This is a genomic window from Psychrobacter immobilis, from assembly GCF_904846235.1.
GTDB lineage: Bacteria > Pseudomonadota > Gammaproteobacteria > Pseudomonadales > Moraxellaceae > Psychrobacter > Psychrobacter immobilis_C.
On sequence record NZ_CAJGZN010000012.1, the window covers coordinates 81,579 to 106,650 of the forward strand.

At 41.2% G+C, this 25,072-nt stretch carries 20 protein-coding genes; 11 read left to right on the forward strand and 9 right to left on the reverse strand.

Annotated features, from left to right (window positions below; genetic code table 11):
* The first annotated feature begins 9 nt into the window (after nt 1–9).
* On the forward strand, nt 10–1,371 hold the full coding sequence (locus tag JMX07_RS09365) for a Na+/H+ antiporter family protein (RefSeq protein WP_227684752.1): 1,362 nt from the start codon (nt 10–12) through the stop codon (nt 1,369–1,371).
* Nucleotides 1,372–1,862: 491 nt separating this feature from the next.
* Here JMX07_RS09365 and JMX07_RS09370 read toward each other — a convergent pair whose 3' ends face one another.
* A complete protein-coding gene (locus tag JMX07_RS09370; protein WP_227684753.1) occupies nt 1,863–2,852 on the reverse strand; it encodes a 5-formyltetrahydrofolate cyclo-ligase in 990 nt (329 codons plus the stop codon).
* A 212-nt stretch (nt 2,853–3,064) separates the two neighbouring features.
* Here JMX07_RS09370 and fumC point away from each other — a divergent pair, with 212 nt between their 5' ends.
* Nucleotides 3,065–4,468 carry a class II fumarate hydratase gene (fumC, locus tag JMX07_RS09375; protein WP_201607605.1) on the forward strand — a complete coding sequence of 468 codons (1,404 nt, stop codon included), beginning with the start codon at nt 3,065–3,067 and terminating at the stop codon, nt 4,466–4,468.
* Between the two features lie 276 nt (nt 4,469–4,744).
* On the opposite strand, the gene JMX07_RS09380 is transcribed toward fumC, so the two are convergent.
* From JMX07_RS09380 to JMX07_RS09410, 7 genes are all read right to left on the reverse strand, one after another.
* Nucleotides 4,745–5,764, reverse strand: a complete 1,020-nt coding sequence (locus JMX07_RS09380) for a HEPN domain-containing protein (protein WP_201607606.1) — start codon at nt 5,762–5,764, stop codon at nt 4,745–4,747.
* A complete protein-coding gene (locus JMX07_RS09385) occupies nt 5,757–6,965 on the reverse strand; it encodes a DUF262 domain-containing protein (RefSeq protein ID WP_201607607.1) in 1,209 nt (402 codons plus the stop codon). The genes JMX07_RS09380 and JMX07_RS09385 overlap by 8 nt, the downstream gene beginning before the upstream one ends.
* 199 nt (nt 6,966–7,164) lie before the next feature.
* The gene (locus JMX07_RS09390; protein WP_201607609.1) at nt 7,165–7,977 is read right to left on the reverse strand and encodes a MipA/OmpV family protein; all 813 of its coding nucleotides are present in this window, start codon (nt 7,975–7,977) and stop codon (nt 7,165–7,167) included.
* Nucleotides 7,978–8,111: 134 nt separating this feature from the next.
* Nucleotides 8,112–9,185, reverse strand: coding sequence for a rhomboid family intramembrane serine protease (locus tag JMX07_RS09395; RefSeq protein WP_201607610.1), 1,074 nt, complete (start codon nt 9,183–9,185; stop codon nt 8,112–8,114).
* A 106-nt stretch (nt 9,186–9,291) separates the two neighbouring features.
* Nucleotides 9,292–10,479, reverse strand: coding sequence for an alpha-hydroxy acid oxidase (locus tag JMX07_RS09400; protein WP_201607611.1), 1,188 nt, complete (start codon nt 10,477–10,479; stop codon nt 9,292–9,294).
* A gap of 91 nt (nt 10,480–10,570) precedes the next feature.
* Complete coding sequence (locus JMX07_RS09405) at nt 10,571–12,343, reverse strand: L-lactate permease (RefSeq protein WP_093071257.1); 1,773 nt, start codon at nt 12,341–12,343, stop codon at nt 10,571–10,573.
* A gap of 488 nt (nt 12,344–12,831) precedes the next feature.
* Nucleotides 12,832–13,146, reverse strand: a complete 315-nt coding sequence (locus JMX07_RS09410; RefSeq protein WP_201607612.1) for a glutaredoxin family protein — start codon at nt 13,144–13,146, stop codon at nt 12,832–12,834.
* Nucleotides 13,147–13,443: 297 nt separating this feature from the next.
* Here JMX07_RS09410 and mtgA point away from each other — a divergent pair, with 297 nt between their 5' ends.
* The 6 genes from mtgA to JMX07_RS09440 all read left to right on the forward strand — a co-directional run bounded on the left by mtgA (nt 13,444) and on the right by JMX07_RS09440 (nt 18,161).
* Nucleotides 13,444–14,133 carry a monofunctional biosynthetic peptidoglycan transglycosylase gene (mtgA, locus tag JMX07_RS09415; protein WP_201607613.1) on the forward strand — a complete coding sequence of 230 codons (690 nt, stop codon included), beginning with the start codon at nt 13,444–13,446 and terminating at the stop codon, nt 14,131–14,133.
* A 357-nt stretch (nt 14,134–14,490) separates the two neighbouring features.
* Entirely contained in the window at nt 14,491–16,689 is a 2,199-nt protein-coding gene (gene ppk1, locus JMX07_RS09420) for a polyphosphate kinase 1 (protein ID WP_201607631.1), read from the forward strand.
* Between the two features lie 315 nt (nt 16,690–17,004).
* On the forward strand, nt 17,005–17,175 hold the full coding sequence (locus tag JMX07_RS09425) for a hypothetical protein (RefSeq protein ID WP_185156594.1): 171 nt from the start codon (nt 17,005–17,007) through the stop codon (nt 17,173–17,175).
* 63 nt (nt 17,176–17,238) lie between these two features.
* Nucleotides 17,239–17,496: a hypothetical protein gene (locus tag JMX07_RS09430; RefSeq protein WP_227677011.1), complete on the forward strand. Its 258-nt coding sequence runs from the start codon at nt 17,239–17,241 to the stop codon at nt 17,494–17,496.
* Nucleotides 17,497–17,561: 65 nt separating this feature from the next.
* Nucleotides 17,562–17,888 (forward strand): hypothetical protein, encoded by a 327-nt coding sequence (locus tag JMX07_RS09435; protein WP_227679310.1) that lies wholly within the window; start codon nt 17,562–17,564, stop codon nt 17,886–17,888.
* Between the two features lie 72 nt (nt 17,889–17,960).
* A complete protein-coding gene (locus tag JMX07_RS09440; protein ID WP_201607614.1) occupies nt 17,961–18,161 on the forward strand; it encodes a hypothetical protein in 201 nt (66 codons plus the stop codon).
* A 177-nt stretch (nt 18,162–18,338) separates the two neighbouring features.
* Here JMX07_RS09440 and JMX07_RS09445 read toward each other — a convergent pair whose 3' ends face one another.
* A complete protein-coding gene (locus JMX07_RS09445; RefSeq protein ID WP_201607615.1) occupies nt 18,339–19,136 on the reverse strand; it encodes a tRNA-(ms[2]io[6]A)-hydroxylase in 798 nt (265 codons plus the stop codon).
* A 550-nt stretch (nt 19,137–19,686) separates the two neighbouring features.
* Between JMX07_RS09445 and JMX07_RS09450 the strand changes: the two genes are divergently transcribed.
* The 3 genes from JMX07_RS09450 (at nt 19,687) to JMX07_RS09460 (ending at nt 24,980) form a co-directional block, all read left to right on the forward strand.
* Complete coding sequence (locus JMX07_RS09450; RefSeq protein WP_201607617.1) at nt 19,687–21,885, forward strand: malate synthase G; 2,199 nt, start codon at nt 19,687–19,689, stop codon at nt 21,883–21,885.
* Between the two features lie 608 nt (nt 21,886–22,493).
* On the forward strand, nt 22,494–23,603 hold the full coding sequence (locus JMX07_RS09455) for a porin (RefSeq protein WP_201607619.1): 1,110 nt from the start codon (nt 22,494–22,496) through the stop codon (nt 23,601–23,603).
* A gap of 240 nt (nt 23,604–23,843) precedes the next feature.
* On the forward strand, nt 23,844–24,980 hold the full coding sequence (locus JMX07_RS09460) for a porin (protein ID WP_068036869.1): 1,137 nt from the start codon (nt 23,844–23,846) through the stop codon (nt 24,978–24,980).
* The last annotated feature ends 92 nt before the right edge of the window (nt 24,981–25,072 follow it).

Below are 25,072 nucleotides of genomic sequence, written 5' to 3' on the forward strand. Positions count from 1 at the left end.
GGGCAACACATGGCCATCAATGCAGTATTGCTAGCAGTTATTATCATGCTAGGACTGTCACTTTCGCGAGTGCACGTGGTGCTCAGTTTATTAATCGGGGCGCTGGCAGGTGGACTGCTAGCAGGGCTTGGTATTACTGATACGCTCAATGCTTTTCAAGAAGGCATCCGTAATGGCGCAGAGATTGCGTTGTCGTATGCACTGCTTGGGGCGTTTGCGGTAGCGATTGCTCATTCGGGATTACCACAATCGTTGGCAGGCGCGGTTATCAAGCGTATTGATGCTGCTGGTACGAGTGGCATGATTAAGTACATGCTATTTGCAGGCCTCATTACCATGAGCTGCTTTAGCCAAAACTTAATCCCTATTCATATTGCCTTTATTCCGCTACTGGTACCGCCATTACTACTAGCATTCAATCGCATGCAGATTGATAGACGCCTAATTGCTTGTCTGATTACGTTTGGACTGGTCACCACCTATATGTTTATTCCTTATGGTTTTGGTGATATCTACCTCAATCAGATTATGCTAAAAAACGTGGGTGAAGCGGGTATTGATGTTGCCAATATCTCTGTGGTGCAAGCCATGGCAATTCCTGCGTTGGGCATGCTAATTGGTTTGCTGGTTGCTGTATTTATCAGCTACCGTAAGCCACGTGCGTATCAGCAGATTGCGTTAGATCAGCAAGCGCATGATGCAGTAGTAGAAGGTGATGCATTAAGCAAAACGGCTGCTGGCGCACAGTCGCAAAGCAAGCTAAAGACGCTGGTTGCACTTGCTGCTATCGTGACTGCTTTTGTGGTGCAGCTATATACTGATTCGCTACTACTGGGCTCAATGTTTGGCTTCGGTGTGTTCATGGCCACGGGCGTGGTGAAGTGGCGTGATGCTGATGGCGTCTTTAATGACGGTATCAAACTGATGGCGATGATTGGCTTTATTATGATTACCGCGCAAGGCTTTGCTGAAGTAATGAAAGCGACTGAGCAGATTCAGCCATTGGTCGATGGAGCAGCGTCACTGTTTGCTGGTAATAAAGCGATGGCGGCATTTATTATGCTATTGATTGGTTTGATTGTGACTATGGGTATCGGTTCTTCATTTTCGACCATTCCTATTTTGGCTGCGATTTATGTACCGCTGTGTATTTCATTAGGGTTCTCGCCGTTGGCTACTGTGGCGATTATCGGTACGGCTGGCGCGCTAGGTGATGCGGGTTCGCCTGCGTCAGATTCGACATTGGGGCCAACCTCTGGTCTAAACATCGACGGTCAACATGACCATATCAAAGACAGTGTGATACCAACATTTTTGCATTACAATATTCCGCTACTGGCATTTGGTTGGATTGCAGCGATGGTGCTTTGATTAGTGTTAATAGAAAACATGCACCCAAAGCAAACTACCGACAAATAAAATCTCGCCAACAGTTGCTACTACTGAATCCTCTGTGAATGAGCCAAGTGTTAATACGATTAAGCTTAGCAGCAATAGAAACACTCCTAAAAAGAAGAAGCTGTTTTTAGTCCATGAGGTCTCTGGCTTATTGATAGGCAATCTTAGTAAAATAATTGCAAATATCAATAAGCCTATTAAGCAGACGACTAAGGCAAGATACAAAAGTTGTAGATCTGAAGTTAAAGGATAAATATATAAATACTGACCTATAAGTTGTGTCGCTGATAAGATGATGACAAGCATAGTCACTATAGAGAGTAATCTAAAGCGATATAACTGAAATCTTGAAACCAAATCGTATGAGCAATGCGGGCATCGATAACCGCCACTACTATGTTGATCAAGATGCATTACTATTTTGATGCGATTGGGTAGGTGTTGATTGCAATATGAGCAGTTCATTAATCACTATCACCCTCACCAAAATCCCCAATCTTACCACTTAAACTATCCAAAAAAGCATCACTGTCAGCCAGCAACTCATTTAAGCGTTTCTCATTAATTACCCTTGCCAACTCAACAGAACTAAAGGCTTGTTCTTGACTGTAGTACAGCATTTCCCTAGCGTTATCATTCCCTAATGCTTGCAAATACGTATCAACACTATCAGCGCTAGATGCTTTGTCGTTGGGTATTTTGATCTGATTTCTTTTAAACCACCTTATGCCGCTTGGCGTAATTAATCCGTCTAATGGCACATCCCATGGCTGACGCACTAATTGTTCAATCACTTGAAAGTCATAGCACCAGCCAATTTTTAACGGCCTTAAAGCCCCTGATCGATAGCTTTTGCCAAGCGTTGTATCATAAAAGCCGCCACCCATACCCATACGGTTGCCATGCTTATCGACCGCGACTAACGGGCAAATAATCAAGTCTAATTCTGTCGCCCATAGCAATGCGCGGCTGTGATTTTGTTTCATACCAAGCTGATGAACATGAGTAGGGATATTGACCAGTTTTGAATGATAGACAGGGACAAAACGCAATCGTTTATCATTATTGCCATTGCTGGTACGACCAAGAGAACCCACAACTGGTAAATAAGGTAAATAGCCTAAGCGCTTGCACCAATCTAACAGTGGCTGAGTGGGTAGCTCACCAAAGCCATCATAGTACAGTCCAACACGCGCATGTGCTGGCAATCGCTGCTGTAGCTTAGACAGATGAAAGCTTGCAGACTGAGCAAACTGTCTACGTTCACCATCAGTTAGTTGGCGGCGTTGGCGAGTAAAGTGCCGTCTAGGCGGGTTACTGATGACAGATTTAGATGTTTCAGCGTTTTTTGAGTCCGAATTATTTGGATCAAGGTTGTTTGAGTCAAAGTTATTTGGCTCAGGTCGTATTGGTTTAGGGTGCATAGTTTCAGAGTGCATAATTTTAGAGTGCATAGATATCTTATCCAATGAAGTATCAGATTGGTGGTGACAGACGTTTTTAGACATTCGTTTTTAGGCATCGCTCAAGGCTATTTGTGAATATTCAACACGCCTTAGTCATGCTATCATAACGCCACTTTACATCGTATTTCCGTTTATGTGCAGCAGCTGTTGCACTTTTTATCGTTCAGTTATTTAACAACAAACCAGTAAAGAGGGTAGTTATGTCGACACAGAATCAGGCAACTCGTACCGAAAAAGACACCATGGGCAACGTGGAAGTCCCAGCTGACGCTTATTGGGGTGCGCAAACTCAGCGTAGCCGCGAAAACTTCAAAATCGGTGGCGAGACATTGCCGCGTCCAATGATTGAAGCGATGGCACTGGTCAAAAAAGCCGCTGCGATTACCAATGCAAGCCTAGAGCGTATCGAAGGCGACAAGCGTGATCTCATCGTACAAGCCGCTGACGAAATCATCAATGGTGGTCTGGTCGATCAGTTCCCATTGGTCGTATGGCAGACAGGTTCTGGCACTCAGTCAAACATGAACATGAACGAAGTATTGGCCAACCGTGCCAACGAAATCGCTGGTTCTGAGCGCGGCAGCTACACGCCAATTCACCCAAATGACCATGTCAACCATGCACAGTCTACCAACGACAGCTTCCCAACGGCGATTCGTGTGGCTGCTGCTCGTCAGATCAACAGCTTATTGATCCCAGCGGTCCAAGCATTGCGCGATACTTTGGACAAAAAAGCAAAAGAATTCGATAGCATCGTAAAAATCGGTCGTACGCATTTGCAAGACGCCACGCCATTGACCCTAGGCCAAGAGTTCAGCGGCTATGTGAGCCAACTTGACCATGCATTGACTCGTATCGACAACGCGCTACAAGGTCTATATGAATTGCCACTAGGCGGTACTGCGGTTGGTACTGGTCTAAACGCCCACCCTGATTATGCGGTAAAATCAGCTGAGCAACTAGCGACTTTGACTGGCTTGCCATTCGTTACGTCACCAAACAAATTTGAAGCATTAGCGGCTCGTGATGCAGAAGTATTTGCGTCAGGCGCACTAAAAACACTAGCGGGCAGCTTAAACAAAATCGCTAACGACGTACGTTGGTTGGCATCTGGCCCTCGTTGTGGTCTGGGTGAGTTGACGATTCCTGAAAATGAGCCAGGCTCTTCTATCATGCCAGGCAAAGTAAACCCAACGCAGTCAGAAGCAATGACCATGGTTGTCGCTCAGGTTATGGGTAACGACACCACTATCAGTATGGCTGGCGCATCAGGCAACTTTGAGCTAAACGTGTATAAGCCAGTTATCGCGTTTAACTTGTTGCAATCTATCAAGCTGCTTGGCGATGCTTGCAACAGCTTCAACGAAAACTGTGCCGTTGGTATCGAGCCAGTAAAAGACAAAATTGATGATTTCTTGCACAATTCATTGATGCTAGTAACGTCATTGAACCGTCATGTTGGTTATGAAAATGCAGCTAAAATCGCTAAGACTGCTTATAAAGAAAACAAAACGTTGAAGCAAGTTGCGGTTGAGCTAGAGCTACTAACTGAAGCGCAGTTTGATGAGTGGGTCATTCCTGCTGATATGGTACATCCTAAGTAAGCAGTAGACCAAGTAGTGACCTGCTACGGCGTTAGGCTCGCTTAATGTACGATAAGTGCCATTTTCACTCGTCTTTCTGTTAGCAGCGTCATATTTATGCCACTAAAAGCTTAGAAATAAAAAGACCTTGTCACTTCTTATATGAGAATGTGGCAAGGTCTTTTTTTTGTTCTATAGATTTATTTTTGCAAATATTGAACATTCTTTCTAAGAAAGCCCTAAGAAATAATATTTAACTGAATACTAATGAAGTAAAATGAATACAAGCTCAAGCTCTTATACTATTAGTTTAAAGTTCATAGTAGATTTTATCTTTCTATCTAACAAAACCCCAATCTTTATATCATTACCTTCGTTAGTACAATCAATACTTACACTATCATGTTGAATCTCTTCAATATTTGCTAAAAAATACTTTGGAATATGGTTATCAGAATTAACTAGAATTTTTGAACTCTTATTAATTATTTTACCTTCTGTCTGGAAACATAAGACCTTATTTCTAAATATATCAATAACATCCAACTCTTCTAAGGTCTGGGCGTAGAAGGTACTCAAATAATTATCTTGTATTAATTCGCATAATGATTCGCAATATATTTTCATATAATCAATGTGTTCAAATAATATGGACTTGTCTATTAGTTCAATACTTCTGACACCATGAGCAATATCATTTCTTATTTCACATATATACTCTAATTTTTCAAAAATTACACTATTAGGTTTTGACGACGCATCAACTATATTATCTTTAATATATGTTTTTAAAGGTTCATAATTTCTTACTATAGTTGATACGTCTTTTATTCCAACCTCTGAGAAATAAGAATTAACTATAGCTATTTTGAAATTAGCATTATGATTTTTAAATGCATCAATATTAACTATTGAGAAGTCTTCATTTATATTTTTATGAAGTGTCTCAATTAAATCCTCTGCTTTAAAGTTTCTATTTTTTCTATAATCAATTTGCTTTATTATTTCTAAAGTCTTATTCAAATTACTTCTCTTGATGTCCTCTGGTAGTAGTTTATAATTTGAAATTAATGAGCAAATTAAGCTTAAGTATTTAGCAAGCAGCTGTTCGACAAAATTTTCATAAGCACCATATATAGATATTATATGTGAATTAAAGTCGAATTGTTTTATTTTGGAGGTAGTTAAGTATTTAAGAGTAGAGTGTGGCTCACCCTGTTCGATTTTTGCTTGATTTATATAGCTTCTATTCTGAAAGTCTATATATAGCTTGAGCAAATCCATTTCTTTATGGAATTCATTAAGTATACTAATCATTTATAAAGCTTTTAATATAATTATCCAAAATTTCAATTCGCGCTAAAACTTTAGTTTTATTTGTATCACGGCCTTTGAATGCATCATATTCTTGTTTATGAAAATCCTCTAACCCATTAATTATATCTTCCCTTTTATTCAATATCTTATCTTTGTTAGGTAAGTTTCTTGTAAGAACCTGCATTAAAGGATCATAGAGAATTTTAGTAGGTCTTTCATAATGAAACCACTTTGTCTCTCTTTTTCTATGGAGCCAAAATGCCTTCACATCGAATAACTCGTAGGCAAATCTAATAGTCTTTTGAAATACGTCTTCAAGATTAACAATAACTGAGTTATCAAATTGCTCATTTCCTTTCTTAAGAAAATCATCCAAAAACATTTCCATAGTATTGCCTTGCCATTGCTCAATTTGGCGATATGCAAAGAACCGTAATACTAATTCTGCATCAGACATATCTTTAAAATATTTATCATCAATTACTTCTTGACGAGCTTCTCCAGTCTCAATCTCTATTGTATCAGGTTCTGGTATGTCCCATAATCTACAGAAATACTTATTTCGGGATAAGCTAATTGTAAGATAATTCAGAGGGCCAGGGTATAATGCATTTCTAATTTCTTGAGGTTTTAATTTTTCACCACCGCTATTAATTCTTTCAAAAACAAGTTGCTTTAGTCTATTAGCTTCCGCTTCTGACTTAGCAGTTTCTTGTAATAAAATTATGGATGAAATATATCTTCTATCAATACCTTTTTTGATTTGTTCAGGTAGTTCAGAGTACTTTAAGTCATTAATCTCCTTCCATTCGACTAAGTTCTGAAGTTTAAATTCATCTTTGTAGAACTGGGAAATAGCTGTTAGTCGTTGGAGTCCATCCATTACTTCATACACAGAGTATTCTTTTTCATATAGAAAAATAGGTGGAATTGGGACGTTCATAATAAAAGATTCGATAAGTCTAGATTTTCTTGTTACATCCCATCTATGACGCCGTTGAAATTCAGGATTAAGTATATAGTCATCACTATTGACCATGTTAACGACTGCTGTAAGCGGGTATCGGGCTTGTTCAGTGACAATTCTAACCTCGCCTTTTATATATTTTTCATTAATAGCATCATGGCTAAAGATTAGATTATCATTCGTGCTCTTAGGAATTAAATCTACTTCTTCATTATTGTATAAGTTTGTAGTCATTTTTATATATTCCGCTTTAGCTTTTAAACAATGGATTTAATAGTAACTAATTTGCAACCGTAATAGCGTAACCTATTGAAAATTAATAATAAAACTAGTTAGGTGTATTTACTTGCTAATACTTATTAAAAATAACCTTATCACGTTAAAAAAGCCGAGAAAAATGCTCAGCCCTTTCATATGAAATCTATTAGAAACCTCAAAACTTATAAAGCAAACCAAGCGTTGTCGCTGCTTCAGTACGTGAGTCGACCATTGGGCTATCGTACTGCTCATTTGGTACATAGCTTACGCTTTGATTGGCAAATCCTGCCCAGCGCTCATTAAAGTCATAGTTGGCACTGATATTGATATACGGATTCAGGCTTGAGTTGGATTTATAAGCAGCAACACCTGTCTCTGCTGACTCTTCTTCACTGACGCCATAATAGTATTCGTTGTAGTCAGCATCATGATACTCAAAACCAATGCTTGGATAGACGGTGAGCTTGTCTTTGGTGATTCGAGCAAGATACGTCAAGCGAGCTGTATTGCCACCGCTACGATCGAGCACATCCGTACCGAACTGCGCGCGAAAGCCGCCGATAGGGGTGCGGCGTTGATAGCTAAGACCAGCCTCTGCTGATGCCTTACGTTCATCAAGCCCTTGAAGCGCGCCATTGGCATCATCAGGATCGAACTCGCTACCTGCTAGATTGGCATAGGCCGACAACTGATTGACGCCATCATTGATTGCATAGACACCTGCTTGCGCGCCGCGCAAATACACTCGATTGTTGTCATAAAACGCCCCTGGCAGCACACGCACTTCAGTGTTGTCTTCGAGATCGTAGGCTGAATTGACCGCCATGACATTGACCCCAACGCTGAACTCAGCGTCCTTGTCAGTCGGTAAGTTTTCATTAAAAATAGCAGCGTTAGACAAGCTAGCGACACTGAGTAGAGCAGTAGCGGTTAACGCACTAACCATAGTACGTGTAGTGATGTTAGGGAGCGCGGCAAGATTTAACATAATTGGGTCTCGTAAGTGAGTATAAATAACTGAGTGGTGCGATTAAGCAAAACGTGTTTAAAATGGGAAGCAATAAAACGAATCAGTATGCGGTTTTCGGCAGCTATATAGCAATGATAGATAACTATGAGCATTTACTCAATGGCTTTTAGTACTTGTAGTAATTGCTGGTGAATATCTTGCCACCACCAGACAAAACCAATACTGATAAGTAACATCGCAAGCCATGGTAAGAGCTGCCAAATAATGGAGGGTTTTTTAAGTGCTTCGGGTTCAATACTATTATGAACAGTGCCATTGTTTAACGGTGAATTGTTAGCAGTAACGCTTTCAGCATATATGTCTGCCGTATTCGTTTCATTGTTAGCAACCACAGTATCTTGCTCAGTCGAATCAGAATTAAGATAAGGCGATTGTTCGATAGGAGTGGCATTATACGGACTTTGATTATCATGTCGTTCACGATATTGACCGCTATACTGACTATCATAGGGTATGTTGTCGTGAGCACTGTATGAATATTTGGTTTGATAAGCATTTAATGTGCGCTGCTGCTGAATAGCCGCGTTTTGTATAGCAACGGCTAGACGCTGACGGTAGCCAATCGCAAAAGCCAATGCAATCACTAGTCCTGTGATCGCGCCGCCGATATGACCAGCATTATCGATACCCGGTACGGCAAAGCCATAAACCAAGTTGATCGCCATGATGATGATCAAGCTCTTGAGATTGAGTACCATGCCATTGACCGATATTTTAAACAGGGCAGCGATCAGTAACGCCGCACCGATACCCATGATACCACCAGAAGCTCCCGCTGATAGGCCGGGCTGTCCTGTTCCTTCTATGATACTTTGCCATGTGACATAGTTATTGAGCAAGTTGCCACCGATGGCTGCCAACAAAAACAATGCCAAAAACTTGGCTGAGCCAAACATCGGCTCGGCAATCTGCCCAAAGAAATACATGGCAAAGCCATTAAATAGTAGATGCATGAGACCAATGTGCAAAAACGCACTACTGGCCAAGCGCCATGGGTCATCCATCATCGTTAAGGGTAAGGCGTTGGCACCCCATTTAACTAACGCTTCAGTTGACGGGTTATTGGCATCGACGCCCGTGACTAGCTGCATGACAAATAGCCCGATAAAGCTGGCTAATAGCAGGGTAGTGACGGGCGCTGTTTTTAATAATTGTTGAATGGTCATAAAGGCTAACTGTCATCAAAAAGTTATAGAGACAGTATAAAGGGTATGAGCAAATTATGTTATGTGTAGCCGGTTTTAAACGTTGATTGTTCTACAATCAGCCGCTCTAAAAACGACCCACTTTGAGGTTTTCATACGTGCCTTTTACCAAGATATTATCCGTGACAGTATTGATATCGGTATGACCAGAGAATGCCATAGATATATCACACTCTTTATAGATAATCTCAAGCGCGCGGCGCACCCCGTCTTCACCATACGCTCCCAATCCGTAGAGAAAAGCGCGACCGATCATCGTGCCTTTTGCGCCCAATGCGATAGCCTTTAGTACATCTTGACCAGAGCGAACGCCACTGTCTAGCCATACCTCGATATCGCTGTTTTCGGCTTGTACTGCCTGTACGATGTCTGCGAGGGCAGAGATAGAAGATAACGCGCCATCCAATTGACGACCGCCATGGTTTGAGACGACTAAGGCATCCGCGCCACTGCGAGCCGCCATAATAGCATCTTCAGGCTCCATGATACCTTTTATGATAAGTTTACCGCCCCACATGTCTTTGATACGCGCCACATCGTCCCAGCTCAGACGCGGATCGAATTGCTCTGCCGTCCAAGCAGAGAGTGATGACAGATCCTCAACATTTTGTGCATGACCGACGATATTACCAAACGTGCGACGTTTGGTGCCCAGCATATTCATACACCATTGCGGCTTGGTCATGAGGTTGATCATATTGCTTAGTGTTGGCTTAGGCGGTGCGGATAGACCATTTTTGATGTCTTTGTGACGTTGTCCAAGCACTTGTAAGTCGGCGGTCAAGATAAGTGCTGAGCAATTGGCCTCTTTGGCACGGCGAATCAGATTGGCCATAAAGTCTTGATCGCGCATCACGTACAGCTGAAACCAAAACGGCTTACTAGTATGAGTGGCGACATCTTCGATAGAGCAAATGCTCATGGTCGATAGTGAAAAGGGCACGCCGAATTTTTCAGCGGCGCGTGCGGCATGTATCTCACCATCTGCCCACATCATGCCGGTAAACCCCGTTGGGGCGATGGCTACAGGCATCTTGACTGGCTCACCGATCATACTCGTTGCCAGACTGCGGTTATCCATATCGACCAATACGCGCTGGCGCAGCTTGATACGGTCAAAGTCAGTCTCGTTATTACGATAGGTGGTCTCAGTCCACGAGCCTGAATCGACATAGTCATAGAACATACGCGGCACTTTACGCTCAGCAACGCGGCGCAGATCTTCGATTTCGGTGATTTTAGTTAAGTCTTTCATAGGTTTATCTCTTATTGCTGTTATGTTTTAACTAGAAGGCAACCTTAACCTAACGCTACTAGATCTAGTTTAATAGCGTCAGCTTGCCTGATTATCGTCCATTCAGTTTTCTACGGGAAAATTTGCCACAAAAAGACATCAGTCCAAAGAATGTTATGGGCCAGAGAACGGCTAAAGCCCACCACCATATTTGACCGAAGATGATAGCCATACCGATCAAACCTGCTTGCACGACATAATAAATCATCGCTAGCAGTGTTTTGCGAATCACATAGCCTTCTTTATCCACCAAGCCGACTACTGCGCAAGCAGCTACCACATTATGCACCGAAATCATGTTACCAGCCGCACCACCCACAGCTTGCAAGGCTATTACTTGTGCTGCAAGGTCGCTATTGAGTCCGATCTGATTGGCTGTTGACCATTGAAAATATGAAAACATCATATTGCTAATAGTATTTGAACCGGCGATGAAAGCACCCATTGCCCCAATCCATGGAGACACTAGCGGCCACGCATTTTGAAAAGCATCGGCAGCACTTTCAGCCAGTAATATTGGCATAGCCGGTAGCGCAGTAGCGACTTCAGCGGCTGAGCCTGAATTAATGAATACTTGTACCATAGGCACCGAGAATAGCAAAGCTGGTGCGGCAGCAACCATGGTCTTTGCCGAGTTACTCCAACTGCGCTTTACCGCTTGGCTATTCATTTTGAACAGTAAAATACATAATAAAGAAGTAATAATTAGAATGCTACCAGGAGAATAGGCGAGCTGTATCTTACTAGAGATTGTTGTACCAAAAAGATTAGTAAGGCTAATGGTTGTTAAATCCCCTACCAGAAAAGCTTTGAGTGGTGCAATCACTCGAGTTATGACCAATAAGGCAATCACAATGAAATAGGGCGAAAATGCACGAATTAAAGAGAACTTTGGGGTTGCTGAATCATCATATTTTACCTCGTCTAAAGTACCCAGCCAGTCTTTGTCCCATTTTGCGCGAGGGGCAAAATCAAAAGTATCTTTAGGCATCAAAAAACCACGCTTAGCAGCGGGAAGTACAATTAACAACCCAATGAAACCGCCAATGAGTGAAGGGAACTCAGGCCCTAGAAATTTAGCAACCAAAAAATAAGGAATAGTAAAGCAAAGACCTGCAAAAATGGCAAATGGCCATACTTTAAGCCCTTCTATGAAGGAGCGTTTTTCACCAAAGAACCTTGTCAAAAAAGCACTTAAAATTAAAGGTATCAAAAACCCAATAAGCGCATGTACAAGGCCTACGTTAGCTGTAATCTGTAATAAATAATTTTCGGCAGTAGTAGGGGCAATGGACTGTGCTAAATCTTGTTTATCAGTAATACCAGACCAAACGCCAAGTAGTAGAGGCGTACCAACTGCACCGAATGATACGGGTGTAGATTGAATGATAAGAATAACCATGACCGATGCCATCGCTGGAAAGCCTAAAGCCAACAACAGCGGAGCACCCACTGCAGATGGTGTTCCGAATCCTGATGAACCTTCTACTAAAGAGCAGAACAACCATGCCACAATGATCGCTTGGACGCGCCTATCAGGTGAAATATCCATAAAGCCCTTACGTATGGCGACAAGAGCGCCGCTTTCTTTCAGCGTATTCAGCAGTAAAATAGCTGCGAATACAATGAATAAAATAGTAAGTGCCACAATAATCCCATTAACAGTAGCAGCCGCTACCTGAGCACCACTAGCGTGCCAAATGAAAAAGGCTAGCAGAGCTGTCACCAAATAGGCAATACTCATAGATATCTTAGCTGGCAGGCGCATAACTATGAGTAGTATGAATACAACGAGAATTGGCGCTAAGGCTAAGAAAGTGTACATAATTAACAGTCCTTATTGTTATTAACAGTCCTTATTGTTGTGTATACCAGCTTATTTTTTACTGGTTTTAAAGTCATACTAAGTTATTACTATAGTCGATACACTCTAAAAATGTCATAGCGCTACTGGGATGAATTTTGCGCAGCCTCTGGGAACGCAGCACGCAAGTAAAATTTATACCAGTAGCGCGTTTAAATCCATAACAGTTTTACATTCAGCTAACTATATTTATTAAGGCGTGTTAAACACGCCCTAATAGTTGCTCTTAGGTGCTTTCGCTGAGAATTGTATGTATATGATTTAACAGAGTGCAAGGTTAGAGAGTTGAGATTATTGATCAGTAAATCATTAGCATTAGTATAATCAATTTACCAAACAGAATATAAAAGTAGTCTAGCAAATATTGAAATACCATACTAGCTAAAATTAGCGGTAGATATTCTAATATAAGAAATTTAAAAGCTCTATAACATCAAAACAAAGTGCCGTTAGTTGTGAGCTAACAGTTGCTGTAAATCCATGACTGAAAATGGATAGTCTAATCGTTTTGATGGAGTCAAAATCACAGGGATAGACGTGGCAAAATCCATCATAAGCGCCTCATCAAATTCTGCAATATCGACATTTTGGTAAGTGATTGGCTGTACCGACTGAAACTGTGCAAGTATTTGCTCAGCGATATCACACAAATGACAACCAGAGGTGCCCAGTAGCCACCATTGATTGTTATTTTCAGTGCTGTTTAGGCTTGTGCTTGCTGCAATAACACGCGCTCGTAATACTTCTATATTATCATCGTACATGGGTAATCTCTTATCTTCATACTGATTGCAAAGCGCTGATGCTCAGCACGCGCTTATCTAAAACATAAAATACTTTAAAGGTCATTACATCATAAAGAAGTGGGGTAAATAATGACAGCGATTGTGAGATTAGGTAAGATGACCTGCTATTGATCATTATTAATGACGAATGCTCAGCAGTTAATGATTGGCTATAAATGGCCCGTTTATAATCATCGATTCTTAGTTGATGTCTCATAGTCATTAATAGAGTATCTACCTTATCTTATTACTTTTTTAACCACTCGGATATCGCGCATGGCAAGTTTTGGCACATTTATCAAACGTCTGTTATTGGCAATTATGCTATTGGTTGTCGCATTCCATATATTGGTCGTTGGGCTACTATTAATTTGGAAAACACAGCCAATTAACAACAGCATGTTTATGTTGACGCATCGCCTAACGGGCGGCACAGTCACTCAGACATGGGCTGAATATGATGCGATTGCCAAATCTGCCAAGCAAGCGGCGATTGTGAGTGAAGACTCGACGTTTAGTCAGCACAGTGGTTTTGATTTTAAAGGTATCAAAGCCGCACAAAAGAAAAATGAAGAGACAGGCAAAATGTCTGCTGGCGGTTCAACGATTACTCAGCAATTGGCAAAGAACTTGTTCCTAACCTCGCATCGCTCTTATGTGCGTAAAGCTGAAGAGGCTATCATCACTGTGATGATTGAGACGCTATGGGACAAGCAGCGAATTATGACCGCTTACCTAAATGTGGCGGAGTTTGGTAATGGTATCTATGGTATAGACGCGGCAGCGCATCACTATTTTGATAAGTCTGCGGCCAATCTAAACCGAGATGAGTCAGCGCTTCTGATTGCAATGCTTACCAATCCAAAGTACTACGAAGACAATCAAGGCGATAAGCGTTTACGTAACAAGCAACGTATTATCAAAAAACGCATGAAAAATGCCGTATTACCGCAAGCAGCTTCATAAATATAAAGCATGAGGGCTGGGCTAGGGCGTGTCCTCATTTTAAAAATGGTGATAAAAATGAGATAAATTGCCGTCAAACAAGGAAAGTAGTGCAGATAATATCGAGATATTGACCAACTATTTGACGATGTTTGGCAAAATTTAGCTGTTTTTAACCCATTTAGAGGACACTCGTTTGAATTGAGGACACGCCCTAGATTATAGGATCAGATGTTGTAGGCTCGGCTATTTCGAATAAGAATAGGACAGGCCCTAGAAAAGACAGAACGATAAAAGATGATGGCGTATCGATAACGCAAAAGGAGTAGTGACGTGGTAGAGATAACTAACAATCAGGGCAGTGGTGATGTTAACGATATGATCGACGTTAATAATGTTGAAGATGGCGCTAACGACAATATTGATAAAGAGATTAATGTAGATAATAGCCCAAATAATTTAGCAGAAATTGAATGGCAACGCTCAGAAGACGGCAGCTATTCACCCAGCAGTTATATCAATCGAGATTTGTCTTTATTACAGTTTCATCTGCGTGTATTGGCGCAGGCAGCCAGTCCTCGTCACCCACTGCTTGAGCGCTTGTTTTTTCTCATTATTTTTTCATCCAATCTTGATGAATTCTTTGAGATACGTGTCGCTGGCATCATGCAAAAACTCAACATCGGTGATGTATCGACCAGTGCTCATGGCATGCGTCCTAGCGAAGTGCTAAACGAGATATCTATTATCACTCATGCTGCAATCAGCGAGCAGTATCGTATTCTCAATGAAGATATTTTGCCCGCTCTTGCGCTCGAGGATATCCGCTACCTAAAACGTGATGAGCTCAATGCCGAGCAGTCTGCATGGATGAAGCGTTATTTTACCGAGCAAGTTGTACCAGTATTGACACCGATTAGCATTGATCCTGCGCATCCATTCCCGCGTTTGGTCAATAAAAGCTTAAACTTTATTGCCACTTTAGAAGGCAAAGACGCCTTTGGACGTGATATTAACTTAGCGATTGTTCCAGCGCCGCGCAGTCTGCCGCGTGTGATTCGTCTGCCAGATGAGCTAACTGGTGGCAAAGAGCATCATGTGATGCTATCCGCTATCATTCATGAGCATATCGGTGAGCTATTCCCTGGAATGAGTGTGACAGGTTGTCACCAATTTAGGCTGACACGTAATGCCGATTTAGATTTGGCCGATGATGTCGAAGATATTGCCAAAGCACTAGAAGGCGAGCTTGAAAACCGCCGCTTCGGTGATAAAGTACGTCTTGAGGTAACGACTGATTGTCCGACGCATATCAGTGAGTACTTGCTCAATGAGTTTGAACTGCATGACAATCAGCTATACCGTGTCAATGGCCCCGTCAATCTGACGCGCTTGCTGTTTGATTTTAATATCCCAGCGCTGCGCTATCAGCCGTTTACCCACGCCATACCCAAAGCATTTCGCCGAGAGATGGACAAGTCAGACAAATCGACCAGTATGTTTGCTGCCATGCGCAAAAGCGATGTGCTCGTGCATCATCCGTTTCATGCATTTTCTCCCATTATCAATTTGCTTTGGCAGGCAGCTAGCGACCCCAAAGTATTGGCAATCAAGCAGACACTATACCGCTCAGGTACCAACTCAGAGATCGTTAAGGCACTGGCCGCCGCCGCTCGTAATGGCAAAGAAGTCACGGCCGTCATCGAGTTGCGTGCGCGTTTTGACGAAGCCTCTAATATTGCCGTTGCTAACTATTTGCAAGAGGCAGGCGCGGTCGTAGTTTACGGCATTGTCGGCTACAAAACCCATGCCAAGCTCATGCTAATCGTACGCCGCGAGGACGATCGAATCCGTCGTTATGTTCATTTAGGCACTGGTAACTATCACGCGGCCAATGCCAAAGTCTATACGGACTATGGTCTGTTTAGCGCCGATCCTGATATCTCAGAAGATGTTCACAAGATATTCCAAGAGTTAACCGGCATGGGTAAGCCTGCCAACCTCAAAAAACTATTACATGCACCGTTTACTTTGCATGAGAAGTTGATGAGCTTTATCGATGATGAAATCACTCATGCCAAAGCGGGCAAACGTTCTCATATCATTATCAAGGCCAATGCGTTAACTGAGCGCCGTCTCATTGATAAATTATACGATGCCTCGCAGGCAGGCGTTAATATTGAATTAATTCTGCGGTCGATGTGTTGTTTACGTCCACAAGTAAAAGGACTCTCTGAAAACATTACTGTGCGCTCTGTTATCGGTCGGTTTTTGGAGCATACGCGCGTTTATTATTTTTATAACGATGGTGATGAGCGTCTATACTGCGGTAGTGCAGACTGGATGGATCGTAACCTATTCCATCGTGTAGAAGTGGCGTTCCCGATTGAGAATAAAAAGCTATTTAAGCAGATTTATCAGGATGGCTTAATTAGCTACTTACAGGATAATACGCAAGCGTGGACACTTGATGGCACTGGCGTTTGGCAGCAGTTACAGCCAGCAGCAGGTGAGGAGCCACACGTCGCACAAGAGCATTTATTAAAAACGATTAATCGTGTCGAAGAGTCTAGCTAATTCTTAAAAGCACCTTTAGGCGATAATCAGCTATTCAATTATCTATCTGACCAAGCACTGGTAAATACTGGTGCTTGGTTTTTTGTGCTCACCAACCGCAAAAGTTACAAACTGACTTGCAACCTCACAATTATTCACATATTGATACGGCAGTACACTGGTGCATTACCCAAGGTCATACCTATAATTAATATCAATTCTGACGCTACTTGATAAGTATTGGTTACTCATTTGGGCGTTGGTACAGTCTTGAAACATATATCGATTTAATGTTTTAAAACCATGTAATCAAATCATAAGAATAGGAAATAAATCATGAGTACTACTAACGATGACAATTCAGATATCAAGCAAGCTGCAGAACAGGTAAATGGTCAGGAAGTTGAGAAGAACTTAGCAGAGAATAAAAAGGTTGATGCTCCTGAATCATTAAGCGAAGAAGAGCAAACGCCTTTTATCGATGATGATCTACGTACTGATAAGTAATCTACGACATCAAACATCAAACATCGAATTAATAATAACAAATAATAAAGCGAGGGATACGCCATGACTATGCAAGAACCAGTAGTAACAGACACAGAAGAAAAGGTAATCGTGGATGACCCTGCTGCTAATGAGTTAGAAAACCCTAAAGATAGCTATGCAGGGCGCAAGCACAAGCCTGAAATCGATGGCCCTGAGCAAGACTCACAAGAGACCGACGAAGTTTATGCTGATCCACGTAAAGAAGAGAATCTTCCAGCTGGTGGCAAGAACGCAGCAGAACTAAGTGCCTACGACTTGAGCCAAAAAGGTAACGAGTAAAGGACTATAGATAACAGCGGGCTAACCAAATCGATAAAATTATAAATATAAAAGAGGATATGATAATGCAAGCCAAAGACTCAGCAATAGACAAGGCAAAGATACTAGGATCTGACGATCATAATGCAATTGAGAAAAATACCACTGAGAACAAAGGAACTGATACTTTTGATGAATCTGTGGTCGACTCAGAACACGTAAATGATAATGACAATCCAGCGCGCCAACCAGATCGCCGTGATCAAGAAGGAAGTACTGCATTTGACGATAATATTAATGAAGATACTGTCGGTAGTGCAGCACCAAAGAGTGAGGGTATTAATGATTTAAATCGTTATGCCAATATTGATAACGCACAAACCCGTATCTTAAATCCTGATGAAAAAGATTAGATAGGTGTAAATCTCAAAAGATATATAGTGTTTCTTGGGTTAGACGAGTAATTATCATAGTAGGGAGTACCAATGAATAACTCACATAACGAAAGCGTCAATAACGATCATAATTTGAAAGATGCAGATGACAATAATGGTATTGTTCCTGATGATGCATTACAGAAAGCAAATCCAGCCGCAGCAGAAAAGGCTACAGAAGATCATGATCCGCATAATGTCGCCAAGAGCAACAAACAGTATGACAGTCCATTGATGGAAGATAAAAAGTAAGAACTCACTACATCAATAGCTATTAGTATTTGTACATAAATAGGCATTTGCACATAGATAAAAAGGCACTGTGTTTGATACGAGTTATATACTCTTACCAAACACAGTGCCTTTTTTGCTTACTATATTTTTACTTTCTACATTATATAGATAGTAGGTTTAGGTAAAGAGTGGGCTTTAAGCAGGTGTACCACTATGAAAACGTAGCTCAGCATCTGGGCTAATTATTAATTCAGCCTCTACTTCCTTAAAGAAAGCAACTCGCTCATCGATATTCTCATCTGACAATGATTGAGCAAGCGCGAGATAATCCTCGAAATGACGGCTCTCTGACTTGAGTAGATAACGATAATATTTTGCTAAGCGTTCATCATCGATGACTTCGGCCAATGCTGCAAAACGCTCACAAGAGCGCGCCTCAATAAATGCCCCAATTATTAATACATCAACCATCGCTGCTGGCTCGTAAGTGCGTTTATGCTTCAACATACCTTTGGCGTAGCGTCCAGCACTTAGATATTTCCATTCCTGCCCACGCTCATTCATGATACCCAGTACTTGCTCGTAGTGCAGCATCTCTTCTCGTATCAGCTGTGCAAGTTTACGCTGCAAGTCATAAGAGAACTCATAACGAAATATCAAATTCATTGCAGTGCCAGCGGCCTTTTTTTCGCAGTTAGCATGGTCTTGAATAATCATAGGTAGGTTTGCAATCGCGGCATCTACCCAAGATTGCGTGGTTCGAGCACCTAAAAAGTTATAAACAGGAGATAAATCTACTTTTATAGGAGTACGTAAATGCGTAATATCGATGCTATCCTCTTCAGGCAGCTCTTTTTCGATTAGATCTTTTTCTGCACTATTATTTACAGTTTGAGAGATATTTTCTTCGACAGAATTTTTCTCGATATTATCGTTATCTATCGTATTTGCTGTCGATTGTAATGTCGTGAGGTCTTGTTGATTGATAGTCATAGTCTAAGGAAGCTTTATTTATGAATAGTAATACCAGTAATTATATCGTTAGTCTGACCTAGATACGATGCTAAATAACCGACAGTCACCAATAGGTATTTATTAATAGATAACGGTTAAGCATAATTAAAGGTATCAATGATTACTTACTGTTTATATTAATTTTGCTGCATCTAATTTCTAGATGATGATTATAGCTCCTAGAGTAGGCCACTTATAGACTATCATTATTAAACAGCCTAAGTATTTACTTAGTGAATGGTGTTTCCTTGTTAATTTTATTATTTGATAGTAGGATGAGATTTTGCTATTTAAGCATTTCGTCTTACTTTTATGATTCACTATTAGTAAAGAGTAAACCTGATATCAATAGATTGCCTTTTACTAGAACATCAAATTTGTAGATATATATTCTTAGAAAAACTAGAGAATCAAAGATTCCACAACGAATGAGATATGAACATTTAAACCTCATAAGATTAAAAAATCTTAAACAGTTACTGTCACAACTCAGTATTAGTACCCCTCACGAACAGATAAGGATAACAATATGAGCCAGTCTTCTAACACCAATCGTATTCAAAAAGGCAGTCTTGCCATCGATCAGCAGTTATATGACTTTATTGAAAACGAAGTACTACCGAAAGTCGGTGTGGATTCAGACGATTATTGGTCAGGTTTCGAAAAGGTTATTAAAGAGTTTACCCCGCGCAATAAAGCACTATTGGAAACTCGTGACAAGATCCAAGCACAGATTGATCAGTGGCATCTAGATAATCCTGCAAAAGATGGCGAAATCGATTATCCAGCTTATAAGACATTCCTGCAAGAGATTGGTTATTTGCTACCTGAAGGCGAAGCATTTACGGTTGATACCAAAAACGTCGATGATGAAATTGCGCACATCGCAGGGCCGCAGCTAGTCGTACCAGTTCGTAACGCTCGTTATGCGCTTAACGCGACCAATGCGCGATGGGGTAGCTTATACGATGCTTTGTACGGCACCGATGTTATCAGTAGTGACAATGGCCAAGAAGCGGGTGGTAGCTATAATCCTACTCGCGGCGCTGCTGTTGTCGCTTACGCCAAAGCGTTCTTAGATAAGCACTTTACATTAGCATCAGGTTCTTACAATGATGTGACTGGTTTTAAAGTAGTCGATAGCAAGCTAGAAGTCGTACAAGGTGATAGCAGTACCGAGCTAAAAGATATGGCTAAGTTTGTTGGCTTTGTCGGGGAAGCTGAAGCTCCTACAGGAGTACTGTTAAAGAACAACGGTTTGCATGCTGAGATTCAAATCGACAGTAGTCATCCAGTGGGTAAAGACGATCCAGCGAATATCAAAGATGTACTGCTTGAATCTGCCATGACAGCTATTCAGGATTGTGAAGATTCAGTCGCTGCGGTAGATGCAGAAGAAAAAGTCGAAGTCTATCGTAATTGGCTTGGCTTGATGAATAGCGACCTACAAGAAACCTTTGAAAAAGGCGGCAAAACGCGTACACGTAAGCAAAACCCAGATCGTGAATATAACACGCCAGATGGTGGCAAGCTGATCTTGCCAGGTCGTTCGCTATTATTAATCCGTAATGTCGGTCACTTAATGCAGAACCCTGCGATCTTAGTTGATTTGGGCGATGGTCAAGAGCAAATATTTGAAGGCTTAATGGATGGTTTAATCACGCCACTATTATCACTTAATGATATTAAAGGCAAAAACGAGCTATCAAATTCGCGTCAAGGCTCAATGTATATCGTGAAGCCAAAAATGCATGGTCCTGAAGAAGTCAAAATGGCCAATGACTTATTTAATGCATCTGAAGACCTGTTAGGTCTAGAGCGCAATACGCTCAAAATCGGCATCATGGACGAAGAGCGCCGTATGACGGTCAACTTAAAAGAAGCAATCCGCCAAGCCAAAGAGCGAGTTATCTTTATTAACACCGGCTTCTTAGATCGTACTGGTGATGAGATGCATACCAGCATGAATGCAGGTCCATTTGTACCAAAAGGCGAGATGAAGTCGCAAGCATGGCAGCCTGCTTACGAGCAGTGGAACGTCGATATCGGTCTAGAGACAGGCCTACAAGGTCGCGCGCAAATTGGTAAAGGTATGTGGGCTAAGCCTGATGAAATGAAAGAGATGATGGATACTAAGGCTGCTCATCCTAAATCTGGCGCTAGCACTGCGTGGGTGCCATCACCAACGGGCGCTACCTTGCATAGCATACACTATCATCAAGTGAGCGTAGCTGATGTACAAGACACGCTAAAATCACGCGAGCGTGCTAGCTTGGATGACATCTTGACCATTCCATTAGCGAAAAATACCGATTGGACTGATGAAGAAAAGCAGCAAGAGCTTGAAAACAATGCTCAAGGTATCTTGGGTTATGTCGTACGCTGGGTAAATCAAGGCGTTGGTTGCTCCAAGGTGCCTGATATCAATGATGTCGGTCTCATGGAAGATCGTGCTACTTTGCGTATCTCAAGCCAACATATTGCTAATTGGTTGCATCATGGCGTGGTTAGTGAGCAGCAAGTGATGGATACGATGAAACGCATGGCCAAGGTCGTCGATGAGCAGAATGCAGGCGATAATGACTATCAATCAATGGCAGATAACTTTGATAGCTCTTATGCATTCAAAGCCGCCTGCGATCTAGTATTCAAAGGACGCGCACAGCCTAGTGGTTATACTGAGCCATTGTTGCATCAAGCACGTTTGGATCTCAAAGCAAACGCTTAGAACAATAGACCAAATATGACAGGTATCTAAGCATATTTGATGAGCAAGTATGCCAGTCAGTCTTGCTCGTTTGTAACTACCAAATGTGTCAAACATAAGTCAGAAACTGTCTTATGAGCGCTATTTGTGATAAATAAATAGCGCTCTTTTTTGGTATATTACTTAGTATCTATTATGTGCGTTTAAGACTATTAGTAACGGTATTAACCAATATTATTCGTATCTAATTGAGTAAATAGAAGTTTTTTCACAATCGTTCAAATATAAGAAATCATCTGTTATTCGATAACGCGTGTATCGAAAAAGCAAAAAAATATGTTGCAAATTATGTCAAAGTTGTTATGCTTGTATTCGAAGTATGAGTTTGGTAACGGATGTTACGCACGGAGCAATAAAGACCAAACGTTACATGGCAGTTGCGTTGTTTAATCCCAGTCATGTGTGTCATGGTTTTTTACCTTACTGTAATAGAAATTCGCCACACTTGTTTCTGACTAATCTCGGTAGCCAGTTACACATTATATCTTTGAGGATTTGTGACGATACCATTATGGGCGCCAGCTAATCACAGCTTGCTCATTACTACAATTGTAAAGTGGAGATACCCCATGAAAAAACTACTTTTAGCGACAGCAATCGCCGCCCTATCTGTATCTGCAGCACAGGCAGCACCTACCGTTTATGGTAAAGTATTCGTTACTACTGATTACGTTAATGCTGAAATTGATGGTCAGAATATGGATAATAATAACAGAATTAATGAAGACAACGGTTCATTACAAGTTAATTCTAATCTTTCACGTTTAGGCTTCAGAGGCTCTGAAGCGATAACGGCCAACACTGACGTAATTTACCAATTAGAGTACGGCGTTAAAGTTGATGATAGTGGTAGCGATAACATTGGCTTCAAAAGTCGTGATACTTATTTAGGTTTAAAAAATAAAGACTTCGGTGAATTCCGCTTTGGTCGTAACTACACAGTCATTGACTATATCAATAACGTATCAGTTAATGAAGGTTATTGGGATAATCTTGGCTCTAGTACTCTGAACAACAACGACAGCTTTGCTAATATTTTGACCCCGACCGTTGGTAACCGTATCAATAATTCAATCGTTTGGAAAGCGCCTAAATACAATGACCTACCATTAGCGCTTGCGCTGATGTATGGTGCTGATGAAGACTTTATATCTGAGAGTGATCGTGACGCAGGCTATGGTGCCTCATTGATGTTTGATCCAGGTACAGGCATTACCGCTGGTATTGCTTATGAGCAAGACATGAGTGTTAGTGGTGATATTATCCGTGGCAGTGCTAGCGTCGATTTAGGTAAATATATCGCAGCTCCTGTAAAGTTAGGCGTTCTATATCAAGAAGCTGACTATGCCGGTACTACTACTGCAACAGAGGACGGTTTAGTGGTGAGTGCTGAAATGGGTCTTTCGAATTTTGCCCGTCCAGCCTCTGTTTATATTCAGTATGACAAAACCGACAATATCAGTGGTCTTGAGAATAATGACTCAAATCAAGTCGTTGTAGGTGGCAAATATGCGTTTAAAAATAATATGATCGCTCATGCCTATGCTGGTCTAAATTCAGCGGAATTAAACAATGGTCGTTTTGGTTCGAGAGACGAAGACGGCAATGTTAATGAAATCGACTTACGTGGTGATATTGATGTACTCGCTATCGGAGGAGGGATAGAATACTTATTTTAGTCTGAACCTTTAAACATCTAGTGTGTTCAAAAACTCATCCTTCGGAGTGAGTTTTTTTATGCGATAAAAAGATACAGTCTAAAATTAAGTAATGCGAATAGTTACAGGTATGTAAATTTTGTTTTTTCATCTTACTGTCATATTGGATTGCTATATTTATGTCTGACTAGTTCAGTAACTCTTTATATATCAGCTAACCTTAACCAATTTATCAAAAAAATTGTAAAGTGGAGATGTCTTTTGAAAAAACTATTTTTAGCCTCATCAGTCGCAATGCTATTAGTATCTACAGCTCAAGCGGCACCGACTGTTTATGGCAAAGCATTTGTTACCGCCAACTATGTCAATGCTTCATTCGAACGAGAAGCTATGGACGATAGTAGTATAAGCATTAATGAAGACAACAGTTCAGTAGAAATCGCATCAAAATCTTCACGTATTGGTTTCAAAGGTTCTGAAGCCATGACTGCCAATACTGATGTGATCTACCAATTAGAGTATGGAATCAAGGTTGATGATAGTGGCAGCAGTAACATCGGTTTTAAAAGCCGTGATACTTATCTGGGTCTAAAGAATAAAGACCTTGGCGAATTCCGCTTTGGTCGTAACTACTCAGTCGTTGATTATATCGATAATGTCACGGTCAATGAAGGTTACTGGGACAATGTGGGTGCTAGTAGTTTAAGCAAAAATACACTAGCCAATGCTTTAACCTTAGCTGATGGTTACCGAGTTAATAACTCTATCGTCTGGAAAGCGCCTAAATACAATGAGTTACCATTAGAGCTTGCGTTGCAGTATGGTGCTGATGAAGACTTTATATCTGACGATAATAGTCGTGACAGCGGCTATGGTGCCTCATTACTATTTAATCCAGGCAATGGCTTTACGGCTGGTGTTGCTTATCAGAGTGATCTGGCTACTAAAAATCCCAGTAGTACTAATACGGGCGGCGATATGATCCGTGGGACGGCTACTGTCGATCTAAGTAATTATGTTGCTTATCCAGTAAAAGTGGGCGCTCTATACCAACAAGCTGATTTTGATGATACTAATGAAACTGAAAAAGGATTGATATTAAGTGCTGAGATGGGTCTAAGTAACCTCGCTCGTCCAGCCTCAATATATGCACAGTACAATAAAACGGATAACTTAAGAGGCATTAATGAAAATAATTCAGATCAAATCGTCGTAGGCGGTAAATATAGCTTTAGAAAGAATATAATTGCACATGCTTATGTCGGTAATAACACTGCAGACTTAAAAAATGATCTTTTCATTGCTGGTCAAGATGACGGTGATAAAGATATTCTTGTCAGAGCGCGTGGTGATGCTAGCGTCTTCGTGGTCGGTGCTGGTCTAGAATACAAATTCTAATCTAAACATTAGAAAACGTATTATAAAAAACTCATCCTTCGGGGTGAGTTTTTTTGTTGTGACCTTTTTAAAGCCGCAGTGGGTTATAATAG